This is a genomic window from Pseudomonas sp. BC42, assembly GCF_021560055.1.
Classification (GTDB): Bacteria; Pseudomonadota; Gammaproteobacteria; order Pseudomonadales; family Pseudomonadaceae; genus Aquipseudomonas.
The window spans coordinates 2,877,713-2,900,851 of record NZ_CP091067.1; the positions used below are offsets into that span (position 1 = coordinate 2,877,713).

Below are 23,139 nucleotides of genomic sequence, written 5' to 3' on the forward strand. Positions count from 1 at the left end.
TCTTTCCTTCATTCCGGGGGCCTGACATGTCAGGTCCGGGGCGGCCTTTTGCCGAAAAAAACTCAGGAGACAGCATGTCCACTTTCGACGATTCGCAGGATTGCCCCGCTTGGCCCGAGGCCTTCGCCCAGGCTTACCGCGAGGCCGGTTACTGGCGCGATGAAACCTTTGGCGATCTGCTGCGAGGTGCGGCCCGGACCTTCGGCGAGCGCGAGGCGCTGAGCGATGGCCAGCGGCGCCTGAGCTATCGGCAACTGGACCTGCGGGTCGACCAACTGGCCGCCGGCCTGCACCGGCTGGGGTTGCGGGCTGGCGACAACGTGGTGCTGCAACTGCCCAACGGCGTGGCCTTCGTCGAAGTCTGCTTCGCCCTGTATCGCCTCGGTGTGCGGCCGATCTTCGCGCTGCCGGCCCACCGGCACCTGGAAATCGGCCGCTTCTGCGAGTTCGCCCGGGCCCGGGCCTACATCTGCGCCGACTGCGACGGCGGCTTCGACTTTCGCGCCATGGCCCGCGAACTCAAGGCCGGCCACCCGTCACTGGAATGGGTGCTGGTGGCCGGCGAAGCCGAGGAGTTCAGCGCCCTGCACAGCCTGTATGACGACAGCAGCTCCTGCACTTTCCCGGCCCCCAGTGCCGACGCGGTGGCCTGTTTCCAGCTCTCCGGCGGTTCCACCGGGATTCCCAAGCTGATTCCGCGTCGCCATCACGAATACCTCTACAACCTGCGGGCCAGCGCCGAGCGTTGCGCTTTGTCCGACGCCAGCGTGTACCTGGTGGCGCTGCCCATGGCGCACAACTTTCCCATGTGCTGCCCGGGGTTCATCGGCACCTTCGCGGTGGGTGGGCGGGTGGTGCTGAGCCCCTCGCCGAGCCCGGAAGTCTGCTTCGAGCTGATCGAGCGCGAAGCCGTGACCCACACCGCCCTGGTGCCGCCCCTGGCCCTGGTCTGGCTGGAGGCGGCCCAGGCGCGCGGACGCGGGCTGGCATCGTTGCAACTGCTGCAAGTGGGCGGCGCCAAGCTCAGCTTTGAGGCGGCGCGGCGTGTCGAGCCGGTGCTCGGCTGTCGCCTGCAGCAGGTGTTCGGCATGGCCGAAGGGCTGATCTGCTACACCGACCCCGAGGACCCGCCACAGCGGGTGCTGCACACCCAGGGCCGGCCGCTGTCGCCGGCGGACGAAATCCGCGTGGTGGACGAGCACGAGCAACCGGTGCCGGTGGGGCAGGTCGGGCAGTTGCTGACCCGAGGTCCCTACACCATCCGCGGTTATTACCGTTACCCCGAGCACAACGCCCAGGCCTTCACCGCCGACGGCTTCTATCGCACCGGCGATCGGGTGCAGCTCACCGCCGACGGCTACCTGATGGTGGAAGGGCGGGACAAGGACCTGATCAACCGCGGCGGCGAAAAGATCGCCGCCGAAGAGGTGGAGAACCTGCTGCTCAGCCACCCGGCGGTGGCCGACGTGGCCCTGGTGGCGATGCCCGATGCCTTCCTCGGCGAGCGCACCTGCGCCTTTGTCATCCCCCGTGGCGCCGCGCCCCGCGCCCCGCAACTGCTGCGTCATCTGCGGGCCCAGGGGCTGGCGGCGTTCAAGCTGCCGGACCGCTTCGAGTTCATCCCGGCGTTTCCCCAGACCGGGGTCGGCAAGGTCAGCCGCAAGCACCTGCGCGAGGCGATCCAGGCCCTGTATTTCGGCAACCGGGCCCAAGCCCTGGAGGCCGCTGATGGCCGTGGCTGAACCGGCAGGACTGGCCGCACTGTTGCGCCCGGTGCGCGGGCGCCTGCTGGCGGCGATGCTGCTGCAAGTGCTGGCGGCGCTGGTGGGCCTGCTGCCGCTGATCGCCGTGGCCGAACTGGCGCCGCTGCTGCTGGCCGGCGAATTGGACCTGGAGCGCGCGGGTTTCTGGCTGCTGGCCGGGGCCGGGGCGCTGCTCCTGCGCCTGCTGGGGCTGGCGGCGGGGTTGCAGATCACCCACCTGGCCGACAGCGACCTGCAGCGCCATCTGCGCCAGCGCATCGCCGCCCATCTGGCGCGGGTGCCCCTGGCCTGGCTGGACGGCCAGCGGCAGACCGCCGAGCGGGTGCTGCTGGAGGACGTCGGGGCCCTGCATCAGCTGGTGGCGCACCTGCCCAACAACCTGGTCGCGGCCCTGGTGGTGCCCCTGGCCAGCCTGATCTACCTGCTGACGGTGAGCCTGCCCATGACCCTGGTGGTGCTGGCGCCGCCGATGATCGCCCTGTGGCGCCTGCGGGTGATGCGCACCCCGGCCTATCGCGACGAGCGCCAGCGCCTGGGCGGCGCCATGGGCGCGCTGTCGACGGCGACCCTGAACTTCGTGCAGAGCATTGCCATGGTCAAATCCTTTGGCCGGGTGCAGCGGGTACAGGACGAGTTCTTCAAGGCGGTGGAGGATTTTGCCGGGTTCTTCTCCCGTTGGGTCGAGCGCTGGGCGGGCCTGGGTGCCAGTGTCGAGGTGCTGCTCTCGCCCCTGCTGGTGCTGGCCCTGGTGCTGGTGGCCGGGGTGCCGCTGATCGCCGTCGGGGTCTTGCAGCCGCTGCAGTTGCTGCCGTTTGCCTTGCTGGGGCCGGCCCTGGCGGCGCCGGTGGCGGCCCTGGGGCATGGCGCCGATTCCCTGGTCCAGGGACGGGCGGCGGCGCAGCGCATCAGTGCGCTGCTCAAGACCCCGGTGCTGGCGCAACCGGCCTGCTCCCGGGAACCCGAGGGGGCTGTGGTGAGCTTCGACGCCGTGGACTTCAGCTACCCCGACGGCAGCCAGGTGTTGCACGGCATCGATCTGTGCCTGCAACCGGGCACCCTGACCGCCCTGGTGGGGGATTCCGGGGCCGGCAAATCCACCCTGGCCACCTTGCTCGCGCGCTTTGCCGATGTCAGCGCCGGGGCGATCCGCATCGGCGGTGTCGACCTGCGGGACATGGACAGCGCGACCCTGTATCGCCAGGTGGCCTTTGTCTTTCAGGAGGTGCGCCTGCTGCGCGCCAGCGTCCTCGACAACCTGCGCCTGAGCCGGCCCGGAGCCAGTCTGGCCGAAGTCGAAACCGCGGCCCGGGCGGCGCAGATCCACGAACGCATCTGCGCCTTGCCCCAGGGCTATCACAGCCAGCTGGGGGAGGGGCTGCAGCTGTCCGGCGGCGAAATCCAGCGCCTGGGCATCGCCCGGGCCATGCTCAGCCGCGCGCCGATTTTGGTGCTCGACGAGGCCACCGCCGCCAGCGATCCGCAATCGGAGGCGGCGATCCAGCAGGCCCTGTCGCGCCTGGCCCAGGGGCGCACGGTGCTGGTGGTCGCCCATCGCCTGAGCAGCATCCAGGACGCCGAGCAGATTGCCGTGCTGCAGGGCGGACGCCTGGTGGAATGCGGCCGGCATCAGGCCCTGCTGGAGCAGCAGGGGGTGTATGCCGGGCTCTGGGCCGCGGAGCAGCTGGACGCCGCCGCGCTGAACGGGAGCCGCCCATGATTGCCGCACTGTTACGCAGCCTGCAGCCGCGGGACGCCGCGCTGTTGCGCCGGGCCTTGCTGGCCATGGCCGCCAGTGCCCTGGCCCAGGGCCTGGCCCTGGGGTTGCTGCCGATGGCCCTGGCCAGCGCCCTGGAGGCCGCCACGGCGCGCACGCCCTGGCTCTGGGCCGCAGCCTTTGGCGGATTCGCCGGGCTCTGCCTGTGGCTGCGCCGCCGGGCGCAACTGGCGGGCTACCGGGCCGGGGCCGCGGCGGCGCGTTCGTTGAACCTGCGCATTGGCCGGCATCTGGCGCGCCTGCCCCTGGAGTGGTTTGTCGAGCGCCGCGGCGCCGAGCTCAACCGCCTGGTGACCCATACCGTGGCGCAGATCATGAGCGCTCCGGCGCACTTGCTGCAGCCCATGGCCAATGCCTTGCTGACGCCCCTGGCCCTGCTCGTGGCGCTGTTGTGCTACGACCTGTCCATGGCCCTGGCGGCCCTGGCCTGCCTGCCGTTGCTGGTGCTGTTCTATCACTGGGGCGTGCGCTGGGGCGGGCAGGCCGAGCAGCACAGCGAAGCGGCGGCCGGTGAAGCCGCGGCGCGGGTCCTGGAATACCTGCGCCAGCAGCCGCTGCTGCGGGCCAGTGGGCGCAACGGTGAAGGTTTCAGCCTGCTCGGCGCGGCGCTGCAGCAACAGCGCCAGGCCCAGCGCCGGGCGCACTGGCGGACCTTTCCGGCGGCCCTGGGGCTGGTGCTGGCGCTTCAGGCCGGCTACACCGCGGTGCTGTTGTGCGGGCTCTACGCGGTGCTCGGCGGCAGCCTCGGCGCCGTGCAATACCTGGCCCTGGCGGTGCTTGCCACCTGCCTGGTGGAACCCATGGGCGCCCTGGTCAACCTGGGCACCAGCCTGCGCCAGACCCGCCATGGCCTGGACAGCCTGCGCCAGTTGCTGGACCTGGCGCCGCTGCCGGAACCGGCCCGGCCCCGGGTGCCGGCCGACCGGCGCCTGGAGGTTCGCCAGCTGGGCCTGGAACGCCAGGGCCGGGCGATCCTGCAGGACATCAGCTTCACGCTGGAGCCGGGTTCGCTGAACCTGCTGGTGGGGCCATCCGGTTCCGGCAAGTCGAGCCTGCTGCGGCTGCTGGCGCGCTTTTGCGATGTCAGCCAGGGCGCCATCCTGCTGGGCGGTGTCGACTTGCGTGAGCTGTCGGCCAGCCAGCGTGATCGGGATATCGCTCTGATGTTCCAGGACTGCCCGCCGCTGGCCGCCAGCCTGCTGGACAACCTGCGCCTGGGCCGCCCCGAGGCCGACGAAGCGCAATTGCTGGAAGCGGCCCGCGCCACCGGCCTCGACCGGCTGGCCCAGCGCCTGCCCCAAGGCTGGCAGACCCGGGTCGGCGAGGGCGGCGTGAGCCTTTCCGGCGGCGAACGCCAGTGCCTGGCCCTGGCCCGGGTCATGCTCAAGGACGCCACGCTGATCCTTCTGGATGAGCCCACCTCCGCTCTGGACGCCATCAGCGAGGCCCGGGTCAACCAGAGCCTGCGGCAACTGGCGCGCAAGCACACGGTGCTGCTGGCGACCCACAAGCCGACCCTGGCTCCGTGCGCCGGGCAGATCCTCCTGCTGGACCAGGGCCGCCTGGCCCAGCACGGCACCCATAGCCAACTGATGACGGCCCCGGGCCGTTATCGCCAGTTGTTCCACGAGCGCGAAGCGATCAATCGCTGGCGCTTGCGCACACCTTCTTCCGTACCCCAAAGGACCGTCCACCATGACTGATAACCCAGCACTGGCATGCGCTCATCCCGCGCCCGCCGGCCTGAGTCATTCACCCCAAGGACTCTGCGAAGGCATCGCCCGGTTGCTCGGCTACGCGCCCGGGGACCTTGAGGCGGAGGCGTCGCTGATCGAGCAGGGCCTCGACTCGGTGAGCATCATGCGCCTGCCGGCGCTACTGGCCGGCGAAGGCGTGAGCCTGAGCTTCGCCGAGCTGATCCAGCAGCCGACCCTGGTCGCCTGGTGGGCGCTGATCGAGGCTCGCCGTGGCCTCGCGGCGCCGCGCCTGCAGGCCGTGGCCAGCGCCCCTGCCAACAGCGATTTCGCCCTCACTCCGCTGCAACAGGCCTACTGGTTCGGCCGCGATCCGGGTATGCCCCTGGGCGGGGTCGGCTGCCACCTGTACCAGGAGCTGGACGGCCACGGCCTGGAGCCCGAGCGCCTGGAGCAGGCCCTGCGCCGCTTGTGCCAGCGCCATCCGATGCTGCGCGCCTGTTTCATCAGCGACAGCTGCCAGCGCATCCTGCCCCAGAGCCCATGGCCCGGGCTGACCGTCCATGATCTGCGTCAGGCCTCCTGCGTCGGCGCCGCCGAGGCCCTGGAGCAGATCCGCGAAAACCTCTCGCACCGGCGCCTGGAGGTCAGCCGCGGGCAGGTGTTCGACGTGCAACTGAGTCTGCTGCCCGACGGCCGCAGCCGCCTGCACCTGAACATCGATCTGCTGGTGGCCGACGTGCTCAGCATCGGCATCCTGCTGCGCGACCTGGCGCTGATTCACGCCGGCGAGGAGCACCGCCTGCCGGCCCTGGAATGGACCTTCGCCGACTACCTGCGGACCGAGCAGGAACTGCGCGCGCCGCAGCTGGCAGCGGCCCGGGACTATTGGCTGGAGCGCCTGGAGGATCTGCCGGACGGCCCGCAACTGCCCCTGGCCCAGGAGCCGCAGCAGCTCGGCACGCCGCGTTTTCGCCGGCTGGCGATGCGCCTGAACCACGAGCAGTTGCAGGCCCTGGAACAGCGCGCCCGGCAACACGGCCTGACCCTGGCCAGCGTGCTCGCCTGCGCCTATGCCCAGGTGCTGGGGCGCTGGAGTGCCAGCCAGCATTTCCTGCTCAACGTGCCGCTGTTCGACCGCCAGGAACTGCACCCCTGCGTGCCCCATCTGCTGGCGGATTTCTCCAACCTGGTGCTGCTGGAAGTGGACCTGCGCCAGCCCGCGTCCTTCTGCCAGCAGGCGTCGGCGTTGCAGGCCCAGTTGCACCGCGACATCGCCCACAGCGCCTGGCCCGGGGTCGAGGTGCTGCGCGAGCGTGCGCGGCTGCGCCAGGGCGGCGGCCAGGGCGTGCCGGTGGTGTTCGCCTGCAACCTGGGCCCGGCCTTTGTCGACGCCACCTGCCGCGAGCAATTGGGTGAGCCCGGCTGGGCGCTGTCGCAGACGCCCCAGGTCTGGCTCGACCACCAGAGCTACCCGCTGGCCGACGGCCTGCTGCTGAACTGGGACGCGGTGCAGGGGCTGTTTCCCGAAGACCTGTTGGAGCAGATGTTCGACGCCTACCGCGGCTTGCTGCTGTGGCTGTGCGCCAACGACTGGCAACAGCCGGCGCCCTTGCCGTTGCCGGCGGCGCAGCAGCAACAGCGCCAGCGGGTCAACGCCACCGAACACCCCACGCCCGCGCAGTGCCTGCACCAGGGCTTCTTCCAGCAGGCGCGCCAGCGCCCCGAGGCGCTGGCACTGATCGACGAGCAGGGCCACCTGAGCTACGCCGAGCTGGCCCGGCAGTCCCTGCAACTGGCCGGGGCGCTGGTGCAGTGGGGCGTGCAGCCGGGGGATGCGGTGGCGATCACCCTGCCCAAGGGTCGCGAACAGGTGATCGCGGTGCTGGGGATTCTCGCCGCCGGGGCGGTCTATGTGCCGGTGGGCATCGAACAGCCGCCGGCGCGCCGCGACATGATCTATCAGCGCGCCGGGGCGCATTTGGTGCTCACCGATCAGGCCCACCGCGAGGGTGGCATCTGGCTGGCCGAGTTGCGGGTGGTGACCCTGGCCCAGGCGGCGCCGGCCCGCGCCCTGCAGCAGCCCCTGGCGCTGGCCGCCGACGCCCTGGCCTACGTGATCTTCACCTCGGGCACCACCGGCGAGCCCAAGGGCGTCGAGCTCTGCCATCAGGCGGCGATGAACACCGTCGAGGCGATCAACCGCCGCTACCAGGTTGGCGCCGAGGACCGGGTGCTGGGGCTCTCGGCCCTGGATTTCGACCTGTCGGTGTACGACCTCTTCGGTCCGCTGAGCGTCGGCGGCGCCCTGGTACTGCCGGCGGACAGCCTGCGCAAGGAGCCCCGGGAATGGCTGCGGCTGATCCGCCAGGAGCAGGTGAGCCTGTGGAACTCGGTGCCGGCGCTGCTGGAGATGCTGACCCTGCAAGTGCGCGACGGCGCCGGGCTCGGGGCATTGCGCCTGGCCATGGTGTCCGGCGACTGGGTCGGCCTCGACCTGCCACGGCGCCTGGAGCAAGCGGCGGGCCGCCCCGTGTCGTTCGTGGCCCTGGGTGGCGCCACCGAGGCGGCGATCTGGTCCAACTACCAGGAGGTGGCGGCGGTGCCCGCGCACTGGCGCTCGATTCCTTATGGCCGGCCCCTGGACAACCAGCGCTTCCGGGTGGTGGACAGCCAGGGCCGGGACTGCCCGGACTGGGTGCCCGGCGAGCTGTGGATCGGCGGCGCCGGGGTGGCCGCCGGCTATCGCGGCCTGCCGACCCTCAGCGCCCAGCGCTTTGTCGAGCATGACGGCGGGCGCTGGTACCGCACCGGCGACCAGGGCCGCTACTGGGCCGACGGCAGCCTGGAGTTTCTCGGGCGCCTGGACCATCAGGTCAAGGTCCGCGGCTTTCGCATCGAACTGGCGGAAATCGACCTGGCCCTGGAGCGCCATCCGGCCATCGACCGCGCGCTGAGCCTGGTGCTGCCCGGCAGCGAACCGCAGCTGGCGGCGGTGCTGCTGGCCCGGGAGCCGCTGCCCGAGCCCCAGGCCCTGCGCCAGTGGTTGGGGCAATGGCTGCCCGAGCACATGCTTCCGGACAGTTGGCTGACCCTGTCCGCGCTGCCCCTGAGCGCCAACGGCAAGGTCGATCGCGCGGCCCTGTCGTGGTTGCTGCAGGAGCAGCGCCGGGGCGTCCAGCCGCACAGCGCCGAACCGCCGCAAGGGGCGTGGGAGGAAGCCGTGGCCGCGCTGTGGCAGGAGCTGCTGCAAGTGCCCCAGGTGGGCCGGCATCAGGGCTTTTTCGCCCTGGGCGGCAACAGCCTGCTGGCGGCCCGGCTGATCGAACGCATCGCCCGGCAGTTCCAGCTGGAACTGTCGCTCAAGGATTTTTTCAACGCGGCCACCGTGGCCCTGCAGGGGCAGTTGCTCGCCTCGCGCCGGGAACAGCGGCCCGTCACTCAGAACGCAATGGTGGAGGGCGTGTTATGACGCTGCAACAACTGCAACAGGACCTGCAACAGCTGGGCGTGGAGCTCTGGGAAGAACAGGGCCGCCTGCGCTATCGGGCCCCGGCCGGGGTCATGGACGAGGCGCGCCTGAACCAGCTGCGCGAGCACAAGGAGGCGTTGCTGCAACAGCTGCAGGCGGCGCAGTTGCCGACCCTGGAGGCCGACCATTCGGCCCGCGAAGAACCCTTCCCGCTGACCGACGTGCAGGCCGCCTACCTGCTGGGCCGCACCAGTGCCTTCAGCTATGGCGGGGTGGCCTGCCACGGCTACCTGGAATTCGCCCAGCAGGACCTTGACCCGCTGCGCCTGGAACAGGCCTGGAACCAGTTGATCGCGCGCCACGAGATGCTCCGGGCGGTGGTGCTGGAGGAGGGCTACCAGCGCATCCTGCCCCAGGTGCCGCACTACAGCGTCGCCTGCCACGACCTGTGCGAGGACGACGGCAGCGCCTTGCAGGCCCTGCGTGAGGGCATGGAACTGCGCCGCGCCACGCCGCAGCAATGGCCGCTGATCGAGCTGTGCGTGAGCCAGGGCCGCGACACCTCGCGCCTGCACCTGTCGGTGGACCTGCTGGTGTGCGACTACCAGAGCGTGCGCATGCTGCTGGCCGAACTGCAGCAGCTGTATCGCGGCGAATCCCTGCCGGCACCGGCGCAGATCAGCTTTCGCGACTATGTGCTGGGGGAACGGCGCCTGCGCGAGCAACCGCGCTACCAGCGTGACCGCGACTACTGGTGGGCGCGGGTCGACAGCCTGCCGGGGGCGCCGGAGTTGCCCACGCTGGGGGCACCCAGCGGGCCGCGCTTCCAGCGCCGGGCCATGAGCCTGCAAGCCCGCGACTGCAACGCCCTGCGCCTGAACGCGGCGGCGGCCGGAGTCGGGGTGTCGGCGGCGATCCTCTCGGCCTATGCCGAAACCCTCGGGCGCTGGAGTCGGCGCGGGCATTTCTGCCTGAGCCTGACCCTGCTCAATCGCCTGTCGCTGCACCCCCAGGTCGACCGCCTGGTGGGCGATTTCAGCTCGGTGGAACTGCTGGAAGTGCAGACCCTGCAAGGCGGCAGCTTCGGCCAGCGCAGCCAGCAACTGCAGGAGCGCCTGTGGCAGGACATGGACCATCGCCTGTGTTCGGGCATCGAAGTGCTGCGCGAGCTGGCGCGGCGCAAGGGCCAGGAGGCGGCGCTGATGCCCTATGCCTTCACCAGCACCCTGGGCGCTGGCGGCGAGAGCGGCGGCGGGGCCTTCATGCCCGGTGCCGAGCTGGTGTTCGGCATCAGCCAGACGCCCCAGGTGCTGATCGATTGCCAGGTCAGCGAGCGTGACGACGGCCTGGCGATCAACTGGGACATCCGCGAGGGGGTGTTCAGCGAAACCCTGTTGGACGCGCTGTTCGACACCTTCGAACGGCTGCTCAAGCGCCTGGCCCGGGAGCCCTCGGCCTGGACCCTGGACGACTGCCTGGAGCTGCCGGCGGCGCAACGCCTGCAACGCGAGCTGGTGAACCAGAGCGCTGCGCCCTTGCCCGAGGGGCTGCTGCATGAGCCGTTCTGGCGTCAGGCGGCCGCGGCGCCGCAGCGTGTGGCGCTGATTCAGGGCGCCGCGCAGATGAGCTACGGCGAACTGGCCGGGCGCGCCGAAGCCGTGGCCGAGGCCCTGCTCGACGCCGGCTGCCAGCCTGGGGAGCGGGTCGCGGTGTGCATGCACAAGGGCCTGGAACAGGTGATCGCGGTGCTCGGCATTCTGCGTGCCGGGGCCACCTACCTGCCGCTGGACACCAACCAGCCCGAGGCCCGGCGCCAGCTGATCCTGGACAACGCCGAGGTCGGCCGGGTGCTCAGTCAGTCCTGGCTGGGCGATGAGCTGTGCTGGCCGCCGCGGGTGACCCAGGTGATCCAGGTCGACCAGGGCCCGCGGCTGCCGCAGCGGCCCGTGCCCGGCGTGGCCATCGACCCGCAGCAACTGGCCTACGTGATCTACACCTCCGGCTCCACCGGGGTGCCCAAGGGCGTGATGATCAGCCATCAGGCGGCGCTCAATACCGTGGTCGACATCAACCAGCGCTTTGCCATCGACGCCGATGACCGGGTGCTGGCCCTGGCCAGCCTGGGCTTCGACCTGTCGGTGTACGACATCTTCGGCCTGCTGGCGGTGGGGGGCGCCCTGGTGCTGCCGGACCCGCAGCGCCGCGCCGACCCTTCGCACTGGGCCGAGTGCGCCCGGGAACACGGGGTGACCCTGTGGAACTCGGTGCCGGCGCAATTGCAGATGCTCACCCACTACCTGCAGGCGCTGCCGTCCATGGCCCCGGCGACCCTGCGGCTGGCGTTGCTGTCGGGGGACTGGATCCCCCTGAACCTGCCGGCGGAGGCCGCCCAGCTGCTGCCCCGGCTGCGCCTGATCAGCCTGGGGGGCGCCACCGAAGCGGCGATCTGGTCGATCTACTACCCGATCACCCAGGTCGACCCGCAGTGGCGCAGCATTCCCTACGGCCGGCCGCTGGCCAACCAGCGCTTCATGATCCTCGACGAGCAGGGCCGCGACCGCCCGCAAGGGGTGGCCGGCGAGCTGTACATCGCCGGCAGCGGCCTGGCCCTGGGCTACCTGGGGGATGCCGAGAAAACCGCCGAGCGCTTTGTCGATCATCCGCGCAGCGGCGAGCGCCTGTACCGCACCGGTGACCTGGGGCGCTACCTGGAGGACGGCCTGATCGAGTTCCTGGGCCGCGAGGATTTCCAGGTCAAGGTGCGCGGCCACCGCATCGAACTGGCGGAAGTGGAAAGCGCCTTGCTCAGCCATCCGCATGTGGAATCGGCGGTGGTGGTGGCCGCGGGCGAGGGCGCCTTCGACCGGCGCCTGCAAGCCTGCCTGACGGCCAGCCTGCGCGACACGCCGCTGGCCTGGCCGGAGGCGCTGCTGGCGCGGACCCGGGCGGCGGCCCAGGCGGTGCGTGGCGACTTGAGCGATGCCTTGGTCAGCGAGATGTCGGCTTGCGTCGAGCGCGCCGCGCTTTTGTCCATGGGCCTGGCCCTGCAGCGTCCGGGGCTGTTCGACGCCGCGGGGCAGAGCCATGCGCTGGAGGAGATCGTGGCGCGCTGCGAAGTGGCGCCGCGCAATCAGCGCCTGATCCGCCGCTGGTTGCAGGCCCTGGCCCGGGAAGGCCTGGTGCACTGGGACCGGCACACCGGGCGTTATTCGGGCTTGCAGGTGTCGGCTGCGGAATACCGCCGGCAGTGGCAGCGCATCGACGCCCTGGAACCGTCCGTGGGCTGGGGCGCCGAGGTCCTGCGCTACCTGCGCGAAAGCCAGGAGCAACTGCCGGCGCTGATGAGCGACCGGCTCGACCCGCTGCACCTGCTGTTCCCCCAGGGCCGCACCGACACCGCCGAGGGCGCCTACCGCAAGAACCTGATCAGCCAGTACCTGAACCAGGCGGTGTGCGCCGCAGTGCAGGAGATCATCCGCCAGCGTCCGGCCGGCCAGCGCCTGCGCCTGCTGGAAATCGGCGCCGGGGTCGGCGGCACCAGCGCCGATTTGATCCCGGCCCTGGACGGCCTGCCGGTGGATTACCAGTTCACCGACCTGTCGCAGTTCTTCCTCAACGAGGCGCGGGAGCATTTCGCCGCCTACCCCTGGGTCAGCTACGGCCTGTTCGACCTCAACCAGGACCACTGGGCCCAGGGCGTGGCCGCCAACTCCCTGGACGTGATCCTCTGCGCCAACGTGCTGCACAACTCACGGCATGCCAGCCGGGTGCTGGCGCGGCTGCGGGAGATGCTGGCCCCGGGTGGCTGGCTGATCTTCATCGAGGCCACTCGCGACACCTACCAGATCATGGCCTCCATGGAGTTCAAAGAAGGCCTGACCGCCTTCGAGGATTTTCGCGCCGAGCAGGACACCACCTTCATCCGTCGCGAGCAGTGGCAGCAGTTGCTGCTGGAGGCCGGGGGCGAAAGCCCGCTGTGCCTGCCCGAGGCCGGCGACGCCATGTCGCAGATCGGCCAGCACCTGTTCATCACCCGCTTCAAGAGCCAGCGCCAGACCCTGGAGCCCGAGGCGCTGCGGGCCCACCTGGCCCAGCGCCTGCCGGACTACATGATCCCGGCGGACTGGCAGGTGCTGGATGACATGCCCCTGACCGCCAATGGCAAGGTCGATCGCCAGGCCCTGGCGCGGATCGGCGTGGCCGGCCCCGAGCAGCAGGTCAGCAGCGGGGCGGCGCCACTGGACGCGCTGGAGCGCAGCATCGCCGAGGTCTGGCAGACCCTGTTGCGGGTGCCGGCGGTGGGCCGCGACCAGGGGTTCTTCGAACTGGGCGGCGACTCGCTGCTGGTGGCACAGGTGGTGGGGCGTCTGCGGGAAGTCCTGCCCCAGGCCCGGCCGTTGCCCTGGAGCGACTTGCTGCGCCAGTTGATCAACCAGCCGACGGTGGCGGCCCTGGCCGACTACCTGCGCGGCCAGGGCGTGGAAGGCGATTCGCCGCTGGTGCGCATCAGCGACAAGGCCCAGGGCCCGACGCGGATCTTCGTCCACGACGGCAGTGGCACCCTGGCGCCGTACCGCGCCCTGTTCGCCGCCCTGGGGGAGGACGTGCCCCTGGAAGGGCTGGTGCTCAACGATGTACCGGGCTATCTGGCCCTGGAACCGGCCACGGCGATTCGCCAGTTGGCCGAGCGTTATGCCGACACCCTGCAGGCCGAGGGACGGCGTCAGGTGAGCATCGTCGGCTATTGCCTGGGTGGGCTGCTGGCCACGGAACTGGCGGCGTGCCTGGCGGCGCGTTCGATCCAGGTGCTGCAACTGAGCGTGATCAGCAGCTACCGGGTGCCGTTCATGATCGAGGACGACCTGTTGGCCGAGTACGTGTTCGCTCGGGTGATGCAGGCCGATCCGCTGGCCCTGGGGTACCCCGAGGATGAACAGGCCATGGAGCGCAGCATCGCCCGGGTCCTGGAGCAGACCCCGGGGCGGGTGCCCCAGGGGTCGCTGCTGGCCTTGAGCGAGGACGCCCAGTGCGCCCCGGCCCTGGCCTGCCTGCGGCGCCTGGCAGAGAAGACCCCGGAACAGCGCCTGCAGGCGATTGCCGAGGCCATGCGCCACGCCGGTTCGCCCCTGAGCGACCTGCGCTGGCTGGGCGAGCAGTTGCAGGTGCTGCGCCACAGCCTGGCGGCGGTGGCCCTGCACGAGGCCACGCCGTACCAGGGCGACCTGCTGTTCATTCGCCAGAGCGGCGAGGTGCAGGTGCTGCCCGGCATGCACCGCGACATGAGCGCCTATTGGCAGGCCCTGTGCCTGGGTGAACTGCGGGTGGTGGATGTACCCGGGGATCACTTCAGCTGCATGCAGCAGCCCCAGGTGCAAGCCGTGGCCCGGGCCTTCGAGGCGGTCGCCGAGGTGGCGGCATGAAGGAGGCGCTGATTGGCCTGGTCGGGGCCTATGGCAGCGTCGGCCGTCAAGTGGCGCAACTGCTGGCACCCAGGGTCGCCTTGCGCCTGGGCGGACGCGACCGGCAGCAGGCCGAGCAGTTGAACCGGCAACTGGGGGCGCGCGCCGAGGTGCGCGCCCTCGACCTGTGGGACTCGCAGAGCCTGGCGGATTTCTGCGCCGGTTGTGCGCTGGTGATCAACTGCGCCGGGCCCAGCTATCGGATCCTCGATCGGGTGGCCCGGGCCGCGCTGGCCGCGGGGGCCGACTACCTGGACGTGGGCGGCGACGATCCCGTGCATGAGCGCTTGTCGGGGCAGGTGCCGGCGGGGCGCCGGGTGCTGTTGTCGGCGGGCATGCTGCCGGGACTGTCAGGGCTGTTTCCGCGGTTGCTGGCGCAGTCCTTCCAGCGGGTCGACGCCATGCGCTGCTATGCCGGTGGGCTGGGGCGCTTGTCGGCCACCGCCGCCGAGGACTTTCTGCTGAGCCTGGGCAATGGCTTCGGTCAGGCCCAGTGCGCCTTCAGCCAAGGGCAGCAGGTGCGCAGCAGCGCCAGTACCCCGCAGCCGCTGGAGCGGCCCTGGCTGCCGGTGAGCGGCGTACCGGCCTATGCCTACCTGAGCTGCGAACAGCTGCGACTGTTTCGCGACCTGCAGGTTGGCCACGGGCAGGGCTTCAACCTGTTCGAGGGCGGTCAGCTGGCGGCGACCTTGCAACGGATCCAGGGCCTGGCGCCGCAGGCGCGCGACGCGGCGCAGAACGTCGCCGCGCTGGTCCAGGCCAGCGCCCTGGATGTGGCCGGGCGCCAGCCCTATCAGTTGCTGGCGGTGGAGATCGAGGGGCTGCGGGACGGGCGGGAACAGCACGCCTGCGCCTGGCTGCGGGCGTCGGACGGTTCACGCCTGACCGGCAGCGTTGCGGCCTTCTGCGCCCTGCACTGGGCGCAGTGGCCTGCAGGCTTGCATTACGCCGCCCAGGTGCTGGACCCGGTCGCCTGCCTGGAACAGCTGCAGCGCTGGCTGCCGGATACTCGGGTGCAGTTGCCCGACTTCAGCGGCGTGGCCCTGGTCGAGGCAGAGGAGGGCGTGCTGTGAGAAAGGCTCCCAGTGCCTGGCTGCGGCGTTACCCGCAGCCACAACCGCCGCGTTGCCGGCTGGTGTGCCTGCCCCATGCCGGGGGCAGCGCGAGCTTCTTCAATGACTGGCGCCACCTGTTGCCGACGGATATCGAGCTGATCAGCGTGCAGTACCCGGGGCGCGAGGAGCGCCTGAGCGAAACCTGGCCCGGCAGCCTGGAGTGGATGGCGGGCAACATCACCCGGGCCCTGTCGGACCTGGTGGAGCGGCCGCTGGTGCTGTTCGGCCACAGCCTGGGCGCGGCCCTGGCCTATGAGGTGGCCGCGCGCCTGCAGCAGCAGGGCTCGGCGCCGCAGCGCCTGATCGTGTCCGCGCATCCGGCGCCCCATCGCCAGCGCCACAGCGAGCTGCACCTGGGCTCGGACGAGGCGTTGCTGGCGGACGTGCGGCGTCTGTCCGACGGTGCGCCGTCACTGCTGGACGACCCGACGCTGCGCGACCTGTACCTGCCGGCCTTGCGCAACGACTACCGGCTGATCGAGTGCTATCGCGGCGCTGTCGGTCGTGCCCTGGACCTGCCCCTGAGTGTGTGCCTGGGGGGCCAGGACAGCGAAGTCGATGCGGACGAAGCCTATGCCTGGGCCGAGGTCAGTGCCCAGGTCACGGATTTCCAGACGTTTCCCGGCGGGCACTTCTACCTGCGCGAGCAGCAGGCCGAAGTGCTGCGGCACCTGACCCGACTGCTGGCGGGCCTCGGCGAGCAGCCGTGGCAGTGCTGGCCTTCGACCCCATGAATCTTTCTTTGGTAGACCTCCACATGAAGACCCCCGAGCAGTGCAGCGGCCTGGACGATGTCCGCTGCGGTATCGACGCCATGGACCGGCAGATCATCCAGGCCCTCGGCCAGCGCCTGGCCTACGTCAAGGCGGCGGCGCAGTTCAAGCCGACCGAGGACAGCATCGCCGCCCCGGAGCGGGTCGCGGCGATGCTCCCGCAACGCCGGCAATGGGCCGAACAGGCGGGCCTGGACCCGATGTTCGTGGTGCCGCTGTTCACCCAGATCATTCACTGGAACATCGCCCAGCAGGTGTGCCACTGGCGCCTGCAGCACGGGCTGCAGCAGGGAGCCGGCAATGAGTGAGTCGTGCCTGTGCGGATTGACCCGGGCCCTGCAACAAGGTGAAGCCCGGGCCCGGCGTGAGGGCCGGGCGGTGCTGGTGGTGTTCAGTCAGGCCGCTGAGCGCCTGCAGCCGCTGCGGCTGTTCGCCGCCAACCGCCAGGTGTTCGGCCAGAGCCTGTTCTGGTCCAGCGACCAGGGGGCGCTGGCCCTGGCGGGCTTCGGCTGCACCGAGGAAATCAGCCCGTCGGCGGGGGAACGCTTCGGCGCCAGCACCCGGGCCTGGCGTCAGTTGCTGGAGCGGGCCCATCAAGTGGGGCCGCGCCAGGCGTACCTATGTGGCGGGTTCGCCTTTGATCCCCAGGTGCCGCGCAGCGCCCAGTGGCAGTCGTTTGCCAGCACCTCCCTGGTGCTGCCGCGCCTGCTGTTGCTGGGCGAGGGCGAGCAGCAGCACTGGCTGTTCAGCCTGTGGGTCGAGCCCGGCGCCGATGTGGCCCAGTGCGCCGCGGCCCTGGAGGCGGAATGGAGCCTGCTGCTGGCGCGCTATCAGCACGCCCCGGCGGCGCAGTTGCCGGACGGGATCCGGGCCACGGCAGAGCCCCTGGCCGCCGAACGCTGGCAGGACTGCGTGGCCCGGGCGATCGGGCGAATCCAGGGCGGTGAGTTGGGCAAAGTGGTGCTGGCCCGGGAAGTCTGTCTGCAGGCGAGCCGCAACATCCCCTGCGGCCCCTTGCTGGAAAACCTCGGGGCGGCCTATCCCCAGGCCTTCCTGTTCGCCTTCAGCCGTGGCGACAGCTGCTTTTTGGGCGCCACCCCCGAGCGCCTGGTGCGGGTGGCCCGGGGCACCTTGAGCACCGTGGCCCTGGCCGGCACCTGCGCCCGAGGCCTGCATGAACAGCAGGACGCGGAACTGGGCCAGGCCCTGCTGGACAGCGCCAAGGACCGCCACGAACACGCCCTGGTGGTGCAGACCCTGCGCGAGTCGCTGCAGCCCTACTGCGCGATGCTGGAAATCCCGCCGCAGCCGCAGCTGCACCGCCTGGCCCACGTCCAGCACCTGCTGACCCCGGTGCTGGGACGCTTGCGGCCCCAGGTGGACCTGCTGCAAGTGGTGCAGGCCCTGCACCCGACCCCGGCGGTGGGCGGTTTGCCACGGGACAAGGCGCTGGGCTACATCCGCGAGCACGAGCAACTGGACCGTGGCTGGTACGCAGCGCCGGTGGGCTGGCTGAACGCCGAGGGCGATGGCGAGTTTGCCGTGGCCCTGCGCTCGGCCCTGATTCGCGGCAACCGCGCGCACCTGTTCGCCGGTTGCGGCATCGTCGGCGAGTCGGACCCAGCGAGTGAGTACCAGGAAACCTGCCTGAAACTGCGCACCATTAGCGAGGCGTTGCGCCCGTCAGCGGCTTCGCCGAGCGTGGCCGTGAGCGGCGGACAAAGCGCCTTGTAGCCGCTGCCCGAAGGCTGCGAACGAGCCGCAGGCTCGCAGCGATCCTGAGGGCGCCGAGGCCCCTTCGGTGCCTTGCGCAGCCTGCGGCAGCGGCTACACACAGGGTTTCCTGTAGCCGCTGCTGAGCCTGCGAAGCTGCGATAAGGCCCACAGGGCCTTGCCTGCCGAGTGCTTGGAGCCTTGGGCTGCAGGTTCAGCCAGTGGGCACCGTGAGCGCTGCCGGGCCGGCGATGCTGGACGCCGGCTTGGCCCGCAGCAGGGCGTTGATCGCCTGGGCGTAGTCCTTGCCCGCCAGGCTCATGCTGTTGTTGTGGGTGCCGCCGGGCACCAGCAGCAGCTTTTTCGGTTGCAGCGCGACCTTGAACAGTTCCTGGCTCAGGCGCGGCGGTACGTAGTCGTCTTTCAGGCCGTGCACCACCAGCAGTGGCATGCCGATGTCGCGGATCTTGTCGACGGAGTCGAACTTCTGCGACAGCACCCAGCGCACCGGCAGCGAGGTCTTGGTCACCGCCGCGGCGGCATCGGCCAGGGTGGTGAAGGTGGACTCGACGATCAGCCCGCGGGCGGCAATCGGGGTTTTCTCGGCGGCGGCCGTGCGCCCCAGTTCGGCGGCCAGGTCGATGGCCACCGCGCCGCCCAGGGAATGGCCGTAGATCAGGCGCTTGCGGGCGTCGGGCTGCAGCAGCTTGAGCCGATCCCAGGCGATGCGCGCGTCTTCATACACGCTGCTTTCCGAGGGCAGGTCGCCGTGGCTCTGGCCGAAGCCGCGGTAGTCGATGGCCAGCACCGAGTAGCCCAGGGCGTGCAGTTGCTCGATGCGAAACAGCTGGCCGGTAAGGTTCCAGCGCACCCCGTGCAGGTAGAGGATCGCCGGGGCGTCGGCGCGCGTGGCCGGCCACCACCAGGCGTGGAGGTTCTGCCCGGCCTTGAAGCTTTTCGGCTTGAGTTCCAGCTCCTGCACCGTGCTCGGCAGGCCGCGATACCAGCCGGCGGTGCCCGGCTCGATGCGAAACACCAACTTGCGCTCCTGGTGTTCGAGCACCGCGCAGCTCACCGGCAGGCCACCGACCAGCGCGGCCAGGCACAGCAGGGAAAACCAGCGACGGCGCAGGCGCTGGGACAGGGTTGGGGACATGGAAGGTTTCACCACGGAACGATCAGCCAGGAGTTTTAACAGAAGTGTGCGGATGGCTGTAGTGATTTTGCTGCCGTGGTCGCCGCATCGGGCTACCCGATACCAGGTGATTGTCAGCGGCCCGACCCTGCCCGATTGGGCAGGGTGCACCGATTGGGGGACTAGGTCTTAGAAGTCCCAGCGAGTGGTCACCATCACATTGCGTGGGTCACCGTAGTAGGCCGAGTCATAGAAACCGATGTTGGTGTAGTACGACTTGTCGAACAGGTTGTTGACGTTCAGGGTCGCCGAAAGGTTGTCGGTGACTTGGTAGCGCGCCATCAGATCCACTAGCCAGAACGGGTCCTGGGAGAACTTTTCGTAACGGTCCTTGCCACGGTTGTACAGCGTTTGCCAGCCCTCACCCTGCCAGCGGGCGCCACCGCCCAGGGTCAGTTTGTCGAGGCTGCCGCCGAGCTTGTAGCTGCTATAGAAACTGAGCTGATCTTGCGGTTCCCAGGTGGCCACCTTCACCCCGTCGGCATCACGGCTGACCTTGTGGGTATAGCCGGCCTGCAATTGCCAGCCAGGACGCAGCTCACCGGAGATCTCCGCTTCGTAGCCCTTGGTCTTGGTCTTGGTGGCGATATAGGAGAAGTCGACCCCAGGATTGGAGTTGTAGAGGGTGTCGGCGATTGGACGGTTTTCCTCGTGTACCTCGAAGTAGGCGAGGCTGGAGTTCAGGCGACCGTCGAAGAACTCGCCCTTGAGCCCGATCTCGTAGTTTTTCCCTTCGTTGGGTTCGAGCATCTTGCGCGTGCGGTCACGGTACTGGGTTTGCGGTTGGAAAATCTCGGTGTAGCTGGCGTAGGCGGAGACATTGTCGTGGAGGTCGTAGACCAGGCCGGCATAGGGCACTACCTTGCCGCTCTCCTTGGTGTCGCTGGTACCGGTGACCTGGAAATTGGCGACGCGGGTGCCGAGCAGCAGCGACAGGTCGTCCATCAGGCTGAAGCGGCCGGTGATGTAGGTGCCGGTCTGGCGCGTGGTTTCATCGTTGATCTTGGTCGGCTGGTTCCACAGGGGCTCGATGGCTTCGCCGTGCCAGTTGTAGAAGTCATAGGCGTTGTCGAAATAGGTGGCGTCGGAATAGTCCTTGCCCTTCCATTCCGAGATCGACAGGGACTGGCCCACTACCAGCTGGTGTTCTCGACCGAAGAGTTCGAAAGGTCCGGATGCATAGACGTCGAGGCTGTCACTGGTGGTTTCGCCAGTGTATTTGCGAGCGTAGATCGAACTGGTGGTAGCGGTGTCCTGGGAGACGTAGCCCAGGGGCGCGTTATAGCCGTTGATCTGGTGGTTGTACTGGGCCTTGGCGACCCAGCCATTGTCGAAGTTGTGCTCCAGGGTGGCGAACACGGTACGGGTGTATTGTTCCCAACTGCTCCACTTCGGACCATTGTTGAACGAGCGAGGCAGGTTCAGATAATTGCCGTCCGGGTCATAGACGGTACGTGTGCCGGTCCAGCTCGAGCCCTTCGGGTCGCTGTCCTGATAGTCGGCACCCAGGGTCAGCAGGGTGTCCGGTGACAGGTCGAATTCAAGGATGCCGTAGTAGACATTGGTCTTGCGCTGGTAGTGATCAAGAAACGATTTCTTGTCTTGGTAGGCGGCCACCGCCCGGCCGCGGACGTTGCCGGAGTCGGTCAGCGGCCCGCTGACATCAATCTGGGTGCGATAGTTGTCCCAGGAGCCGGCGCCGAGCTCGATGCTGCTCTTGAACTCGGACGTGGGCTTCTTGCGGATCAGGTTGATGGTGCCGCCAGGACCGCCGGCGCCGGTCAGCAGGCCGGTCGCGCCCTTGAGCACTTCGACGCGGTCGTACAGCGCCATGTCGGTCATGGTCTGGCCGGCCGAGTACTGGGCGTCACGCAGGGTCGGGATGCCGTCGTACTGGAAATTGACGATGGAGAAACCGCGGGAATAGTAGTTGGTGCGTTCGCTGTCGTAGGTGGATACGGTGATACCCGGCGTGTGGCGCATCACGTCGTCTATTGCCGTGAGGCCAAAGTCATCCATCACCTGGCGGGTCACCACCGAGATCGACTGCGGGGTTTGCCGCGGGGTCAGCACCAGCCGGGTGGCGGTGGCGATGGTGCCTGGGGTATAGGAACCGGTGCCTTCGGTAACGCTGCCCAACTGGTTGGCGCTGACCGTGGTCGCCCCCAGCTCGACCCGTTCACCGCCGCTGGCCTGGACCACCCGATAGCCCGCGCCCTCGGCCACGGCTTGCAGGCCCAGGGGTTTGAGCAGGCGCTGCAGGCCTTCGTCCACGCTGAAGCGGCCATTGAGGCCGGTGCTGCGCTTGCCGGCGCTGAGGCTGGCATCGATGGCGATCATGCTTGCCGATTGCTGGCCGAAGGCGCCCAGCACCTGATCCAGGTTGCCCGGGGCGATGGCGTAGTCGCGCTGCTGGCGGTCGGTCACGGCGGCGCCGGCTTCGGCGGCCATCAGCGGCAGGCTGGTGCTGGCGATGGACAGGCCGATGAACACCGGGCGCAAGGCCGCGGCAAGGGGCGTAAGGCGAATGTGCATAAGGGAAATCCATGGGTTGAGAAGGGTGGCGCTGAGCTGTTTTCCAGCTTCTTCCCTGGTCTTGATGCACGAGATTGAAAAAACTGCCGCCGCTTCGGAAAAAAACGGAAAAAATCAGCTGGCCTCCACGGTGGCCCAGTAACCCATCACCCGCCGGATGCGAATCGGCAGGGTCTTGGCCAACAGGTCGAGGCTGGCGTCCGGCTGGTCCAGGGAGAACGAGCCGGAGACGCGCAACCCGGCGACCTCGGCGGCGCAGCGCAAGAGGCCCGGGCGATAGCGGTCGAGCTCGGCGATCACCTCGCCCAGGGGCTGGCGCTCGGCGATCAGCAGGCCCTGGGTCCAGGCACTGGCGGTGGCGGGCACTGTGGTCAGGGCGCCGATCCGCTGCTGGTTGATTTCCACTTGCTGGCCCGCGCCCAGGCTCAGCGCGGGGTGCTGGGCGTTACTGAGCGAGCCGCTGCCGGCGAGCACCTGTGCCCGGGTGCCGTGGCTGCCCGGCCAGCCGACGCTGAGGATCAGTTGCGACTGGGGCGCCAGCAGTATCCACGCATCGGCGGTGACGATCCGCAGCGGCGCGGCGTTGCCCAGGGTCAACAGCAGGCGGCCAGTGTTGAGCCGCAGTTGCAGGCCCAGGGGGCTGTGCTGCTGATCGAGGCTGGTGCGGGTGTCCAGTTGCAGGCTGGCGCCCGTGGCCAGTTGCAGTTGGCGGCGCTCGCCGGTGCTGGTGTGGTAGTCGCTGAACAGCTGCGGCAACAGCAGCCGTTCACGCACGCTCCAACTGCTGGCGGCCACCACGCCGAGGCCGACGATGCCCTTGAGCAGGGTGCGCCGCCCAGGGTGGCTGCGGGCCTGCAGCAGCTGCCGGGCACGGGGCGCGGGCAGGCTGCGGGTGCTGTCACGCAGGTCCTGGCCGATGCCGACCAGGCGTTGCCAGGCCAGTTCGTGTTGCCGCTCGGCCCGGCGCCAGGCCAGGCAGGCGGCCTGCTGCTCGGGGTTGCTGATGCCCGATTGCAGCAACACCAGCCACTCCAGGGCCTGGTCCAGGACCTGCTGTTCCACGGCGCCCTGATCGTCCACCGGCTGGAAGGCGTTCATCCCGGGTACACCGCCGCGTAGCAATGGCGGTAGGCCTTGAGCATGGCTTTCTGCACCACGTTGACCGAGAGCTGCAGGCGCTCGGCAATCTGCGGGTAGGTCAGGCCTTCGAGCTGGGACAGCAAGAACACTTCGCGCACCCGGGCGCCCAGGCCATCCAGTACCTGGCCCACGGCGTCCAGGGCTTCGAGCACCAGCAGGCGGGTTTCCGGCGAAGGCTGGTGCTGTGGCTCCAGCTGCGCCAGGGATTCCAGGTAGGCGCGCTCCAGGGCCTGGCGGCGGAAATACTGGCCGCACAGGCGGCTGGCCACGGTATTGAGGTAGGCCCGGGGTTCACGCAACAGCGGCAGTTGCTCGCTGCGCAGAATGCGCAGGAAGGTGTCCTGCGCCAGGTCCAGGGCCTGGTCCTGGTTGCCGAGCTTGCGCCGCAGCAACTGCACCACCCAGTTGTGATGCTGGACGTAGAGCTCGCCCACGGCGTGCTGTAGCGAAGAATTGGGCACCATCGATAGAGGTTCCGGGACCGAGGCGGGCGAAAAGGGTGTTTA

13 protein-coding genes are annotated in these 23,139 nt (G+C 69.4%); 9 read left to right on the plus strand and 4 right to left on the minus strand.

What is annotated here, in order from left to right; all coding sequences use genetic code 11:
• Positions 1–74 precede the first annotated feature (74 nt).
• From L1O02_RS13355 to L1O02_RS13395, 9 genes are read left to right on the plus strand one after another with little or no spacing between them, the layout of a single operon-like run.
• A complete protein-coding gene (locus tag L1O02_RS13355; protein ID WP_235760052.1) occupies positions 75–1,742 on the plus strand; it encodes an AMP-binding protein in 1,668 nt (555 codons plus the stop codon).
• A complete protein-coding gene (locus L1O02_RS13360; RefSeq protein ID WP_235760053.1) occupies positions 1,729–3,480 on the plus strand; it encodes an ABC transporter ATP-binding protein in 1,752 nt (583 codons plus the stop codon). The genes L1O02_RS13355 and L1O02_RS13360 overlap by 14 nt, the downstream gene beginning before the upstream one ends.
• Positions 3,477–5,240: an ABC transporter ATP-binding protein gene (locus L1O02_RS13365; RefSeq protein ID WP_235760054.1), complete on the plus strand. Its 1,764-nt coding sequence runs from the start codon at positions 3,477–3,479 to the stop codon at positions 5,238–5,240. Before L1O02_RS13360 ends, L1O02_RS13365 begins: the two co-directional genes overlap by 4 nt.
• Entirely contained in the window at positions 5,233–8,703 is a 3,471-nt protein-coding gene (locus L1O02_RS13370; RefSeq protein WP_235760055.1) for an amino acid adenylation domain-containing protein, read from the plus strand. The genes L1O02_RS13365 and L1O02_RS13370 overlap by 8 nt, the downstream gene beginning before the upstream one ends.
• On the plus strand, positions 8,700–14,123 hold the full coding sequence (locus L1O02_RS13375; RefSeq protein WP_235760056.1) for a non-ribosomal peptide synthetase: 5,424 nt from the start codon (positions 8,700–8,702) through the stop codon (positions 14,121–14,123). The genes L1O02_RS13370 and L1O02_RS13375 overlap by 4 nt, the downstream gene beginning before the upstream one ends.
• Positions 14,120–15,235: a saccharopine dehydrogenase NADP-binding domain-containing protein gene (locus L1O02_RS13380; protein WP_235760057.1), complete on the plus strand. Its 1,116-nt coding sequence runs from the start codon at positions 14,120–14,122 to the stop codon at positions 15,233–15,235. The genes L1O02_RS13375 and L1O02_RS13380 overlap by 4 nt, the downstream gene beginning before the upstream one ends.
• Positions 15,232–16,011, plus strand: a complete 780-nt coding sequence (locus tag L1O02_RS13385; RefSeq protein ID WP_060839804.1) for an alpha/beta fold hydrolase — start codon at positions 15,232–15,234, stop codon at positions 16,009–16,011. Before L1O02_RS13380 ends, L1O02_RS13385 begins: the two co-directional genes overlap by 4 nt.
• 23 nt (positions 16,012–16,034) lie before the next feature.
• Complete coding sequence (locus L1O02_RS13390) at positions 16,035–16,358, plus strand: isochorismate lyase (protein WP_235760058.1); 324 nt, start codon at positions 16,035–16,037, stop codon at positions 16,356–16,358.
• Positions 16,351–17,784, plus strand: a complete 1,434-nt coding sequence (locus L1O02_RS13395; RefSeq protein WP_108545506.1) for an isochorismate synthase — start codon at positions 16,351–16,353, stop codon at positions 17,782–17,784. The genes L1O02_RS13390 and L1O02_RS13395 overlap by 8 nt, the downstream gene beginning before the upstream one ends.
• A gap of 193 nt (positions 17,785–17,977) precedes the next feature.
• Here L1O02_RS13395 and L1O02_RS13400 read toward each other — a convergent pair whose 3' ends face one another.
• The 4 genes from L1O02_RS13400 to L1O02_RS13415 form a co-directional block, all read right to left on the minus strand.
• Positions 17,978–18,919 carry an alpha/beta hydrolase gene (locus L1O02_RS13400; protein WP_108545505.1) on the minus strand — a complete coding sequence of 314 codons (942 nt, stop codon included), beginning with the start codon at positions 18,917–18,919 and terminating at the stop codon, positions 17,978–17,980.
• Positions 18,920–19,087: 168 nt separating this feature from the next.
• The gene (locus L1O02_RS13405; protein ID WP_108545504.1) at positions 19,088–21,493 is read right to left on the minus strand and encodes a TonB-dependent siderophore receptor; all 2,406 of its coding nucleotides are present in this window, start codon (positions 21,491–21,493) and stop codon (positions 19,088–19,090) included.
• Positions 21,494–21,607: 114 nt separating this feature from the next.
• Complete coding sequence (locus L1O02_RS13410; protein WP_235760059.1) at positions 21,608–22,591, minus strand: DUF4880 domain-containing protein; 984 nt, start codon at positions 22,589–22,591, stop codon at positions 21,608–21,610.
• Complete coding sequence (locus L1O02_RS13415) at positions 22,588–23,097, minus strand: sigma-70 family RNA polymerase sigma factor (protein WP_102863112.1); 510 nt, start codon at positions 23,095–23,097, stop codon at positions 22,588–22,590. Before L1O02_RS13415 ends, L1O02_RS13410 begins: the two co-directional genes overlap by 4 nt.
• Between the last annotated feature and the right edge of the window lie 42 nt (positions 23,098–23,139).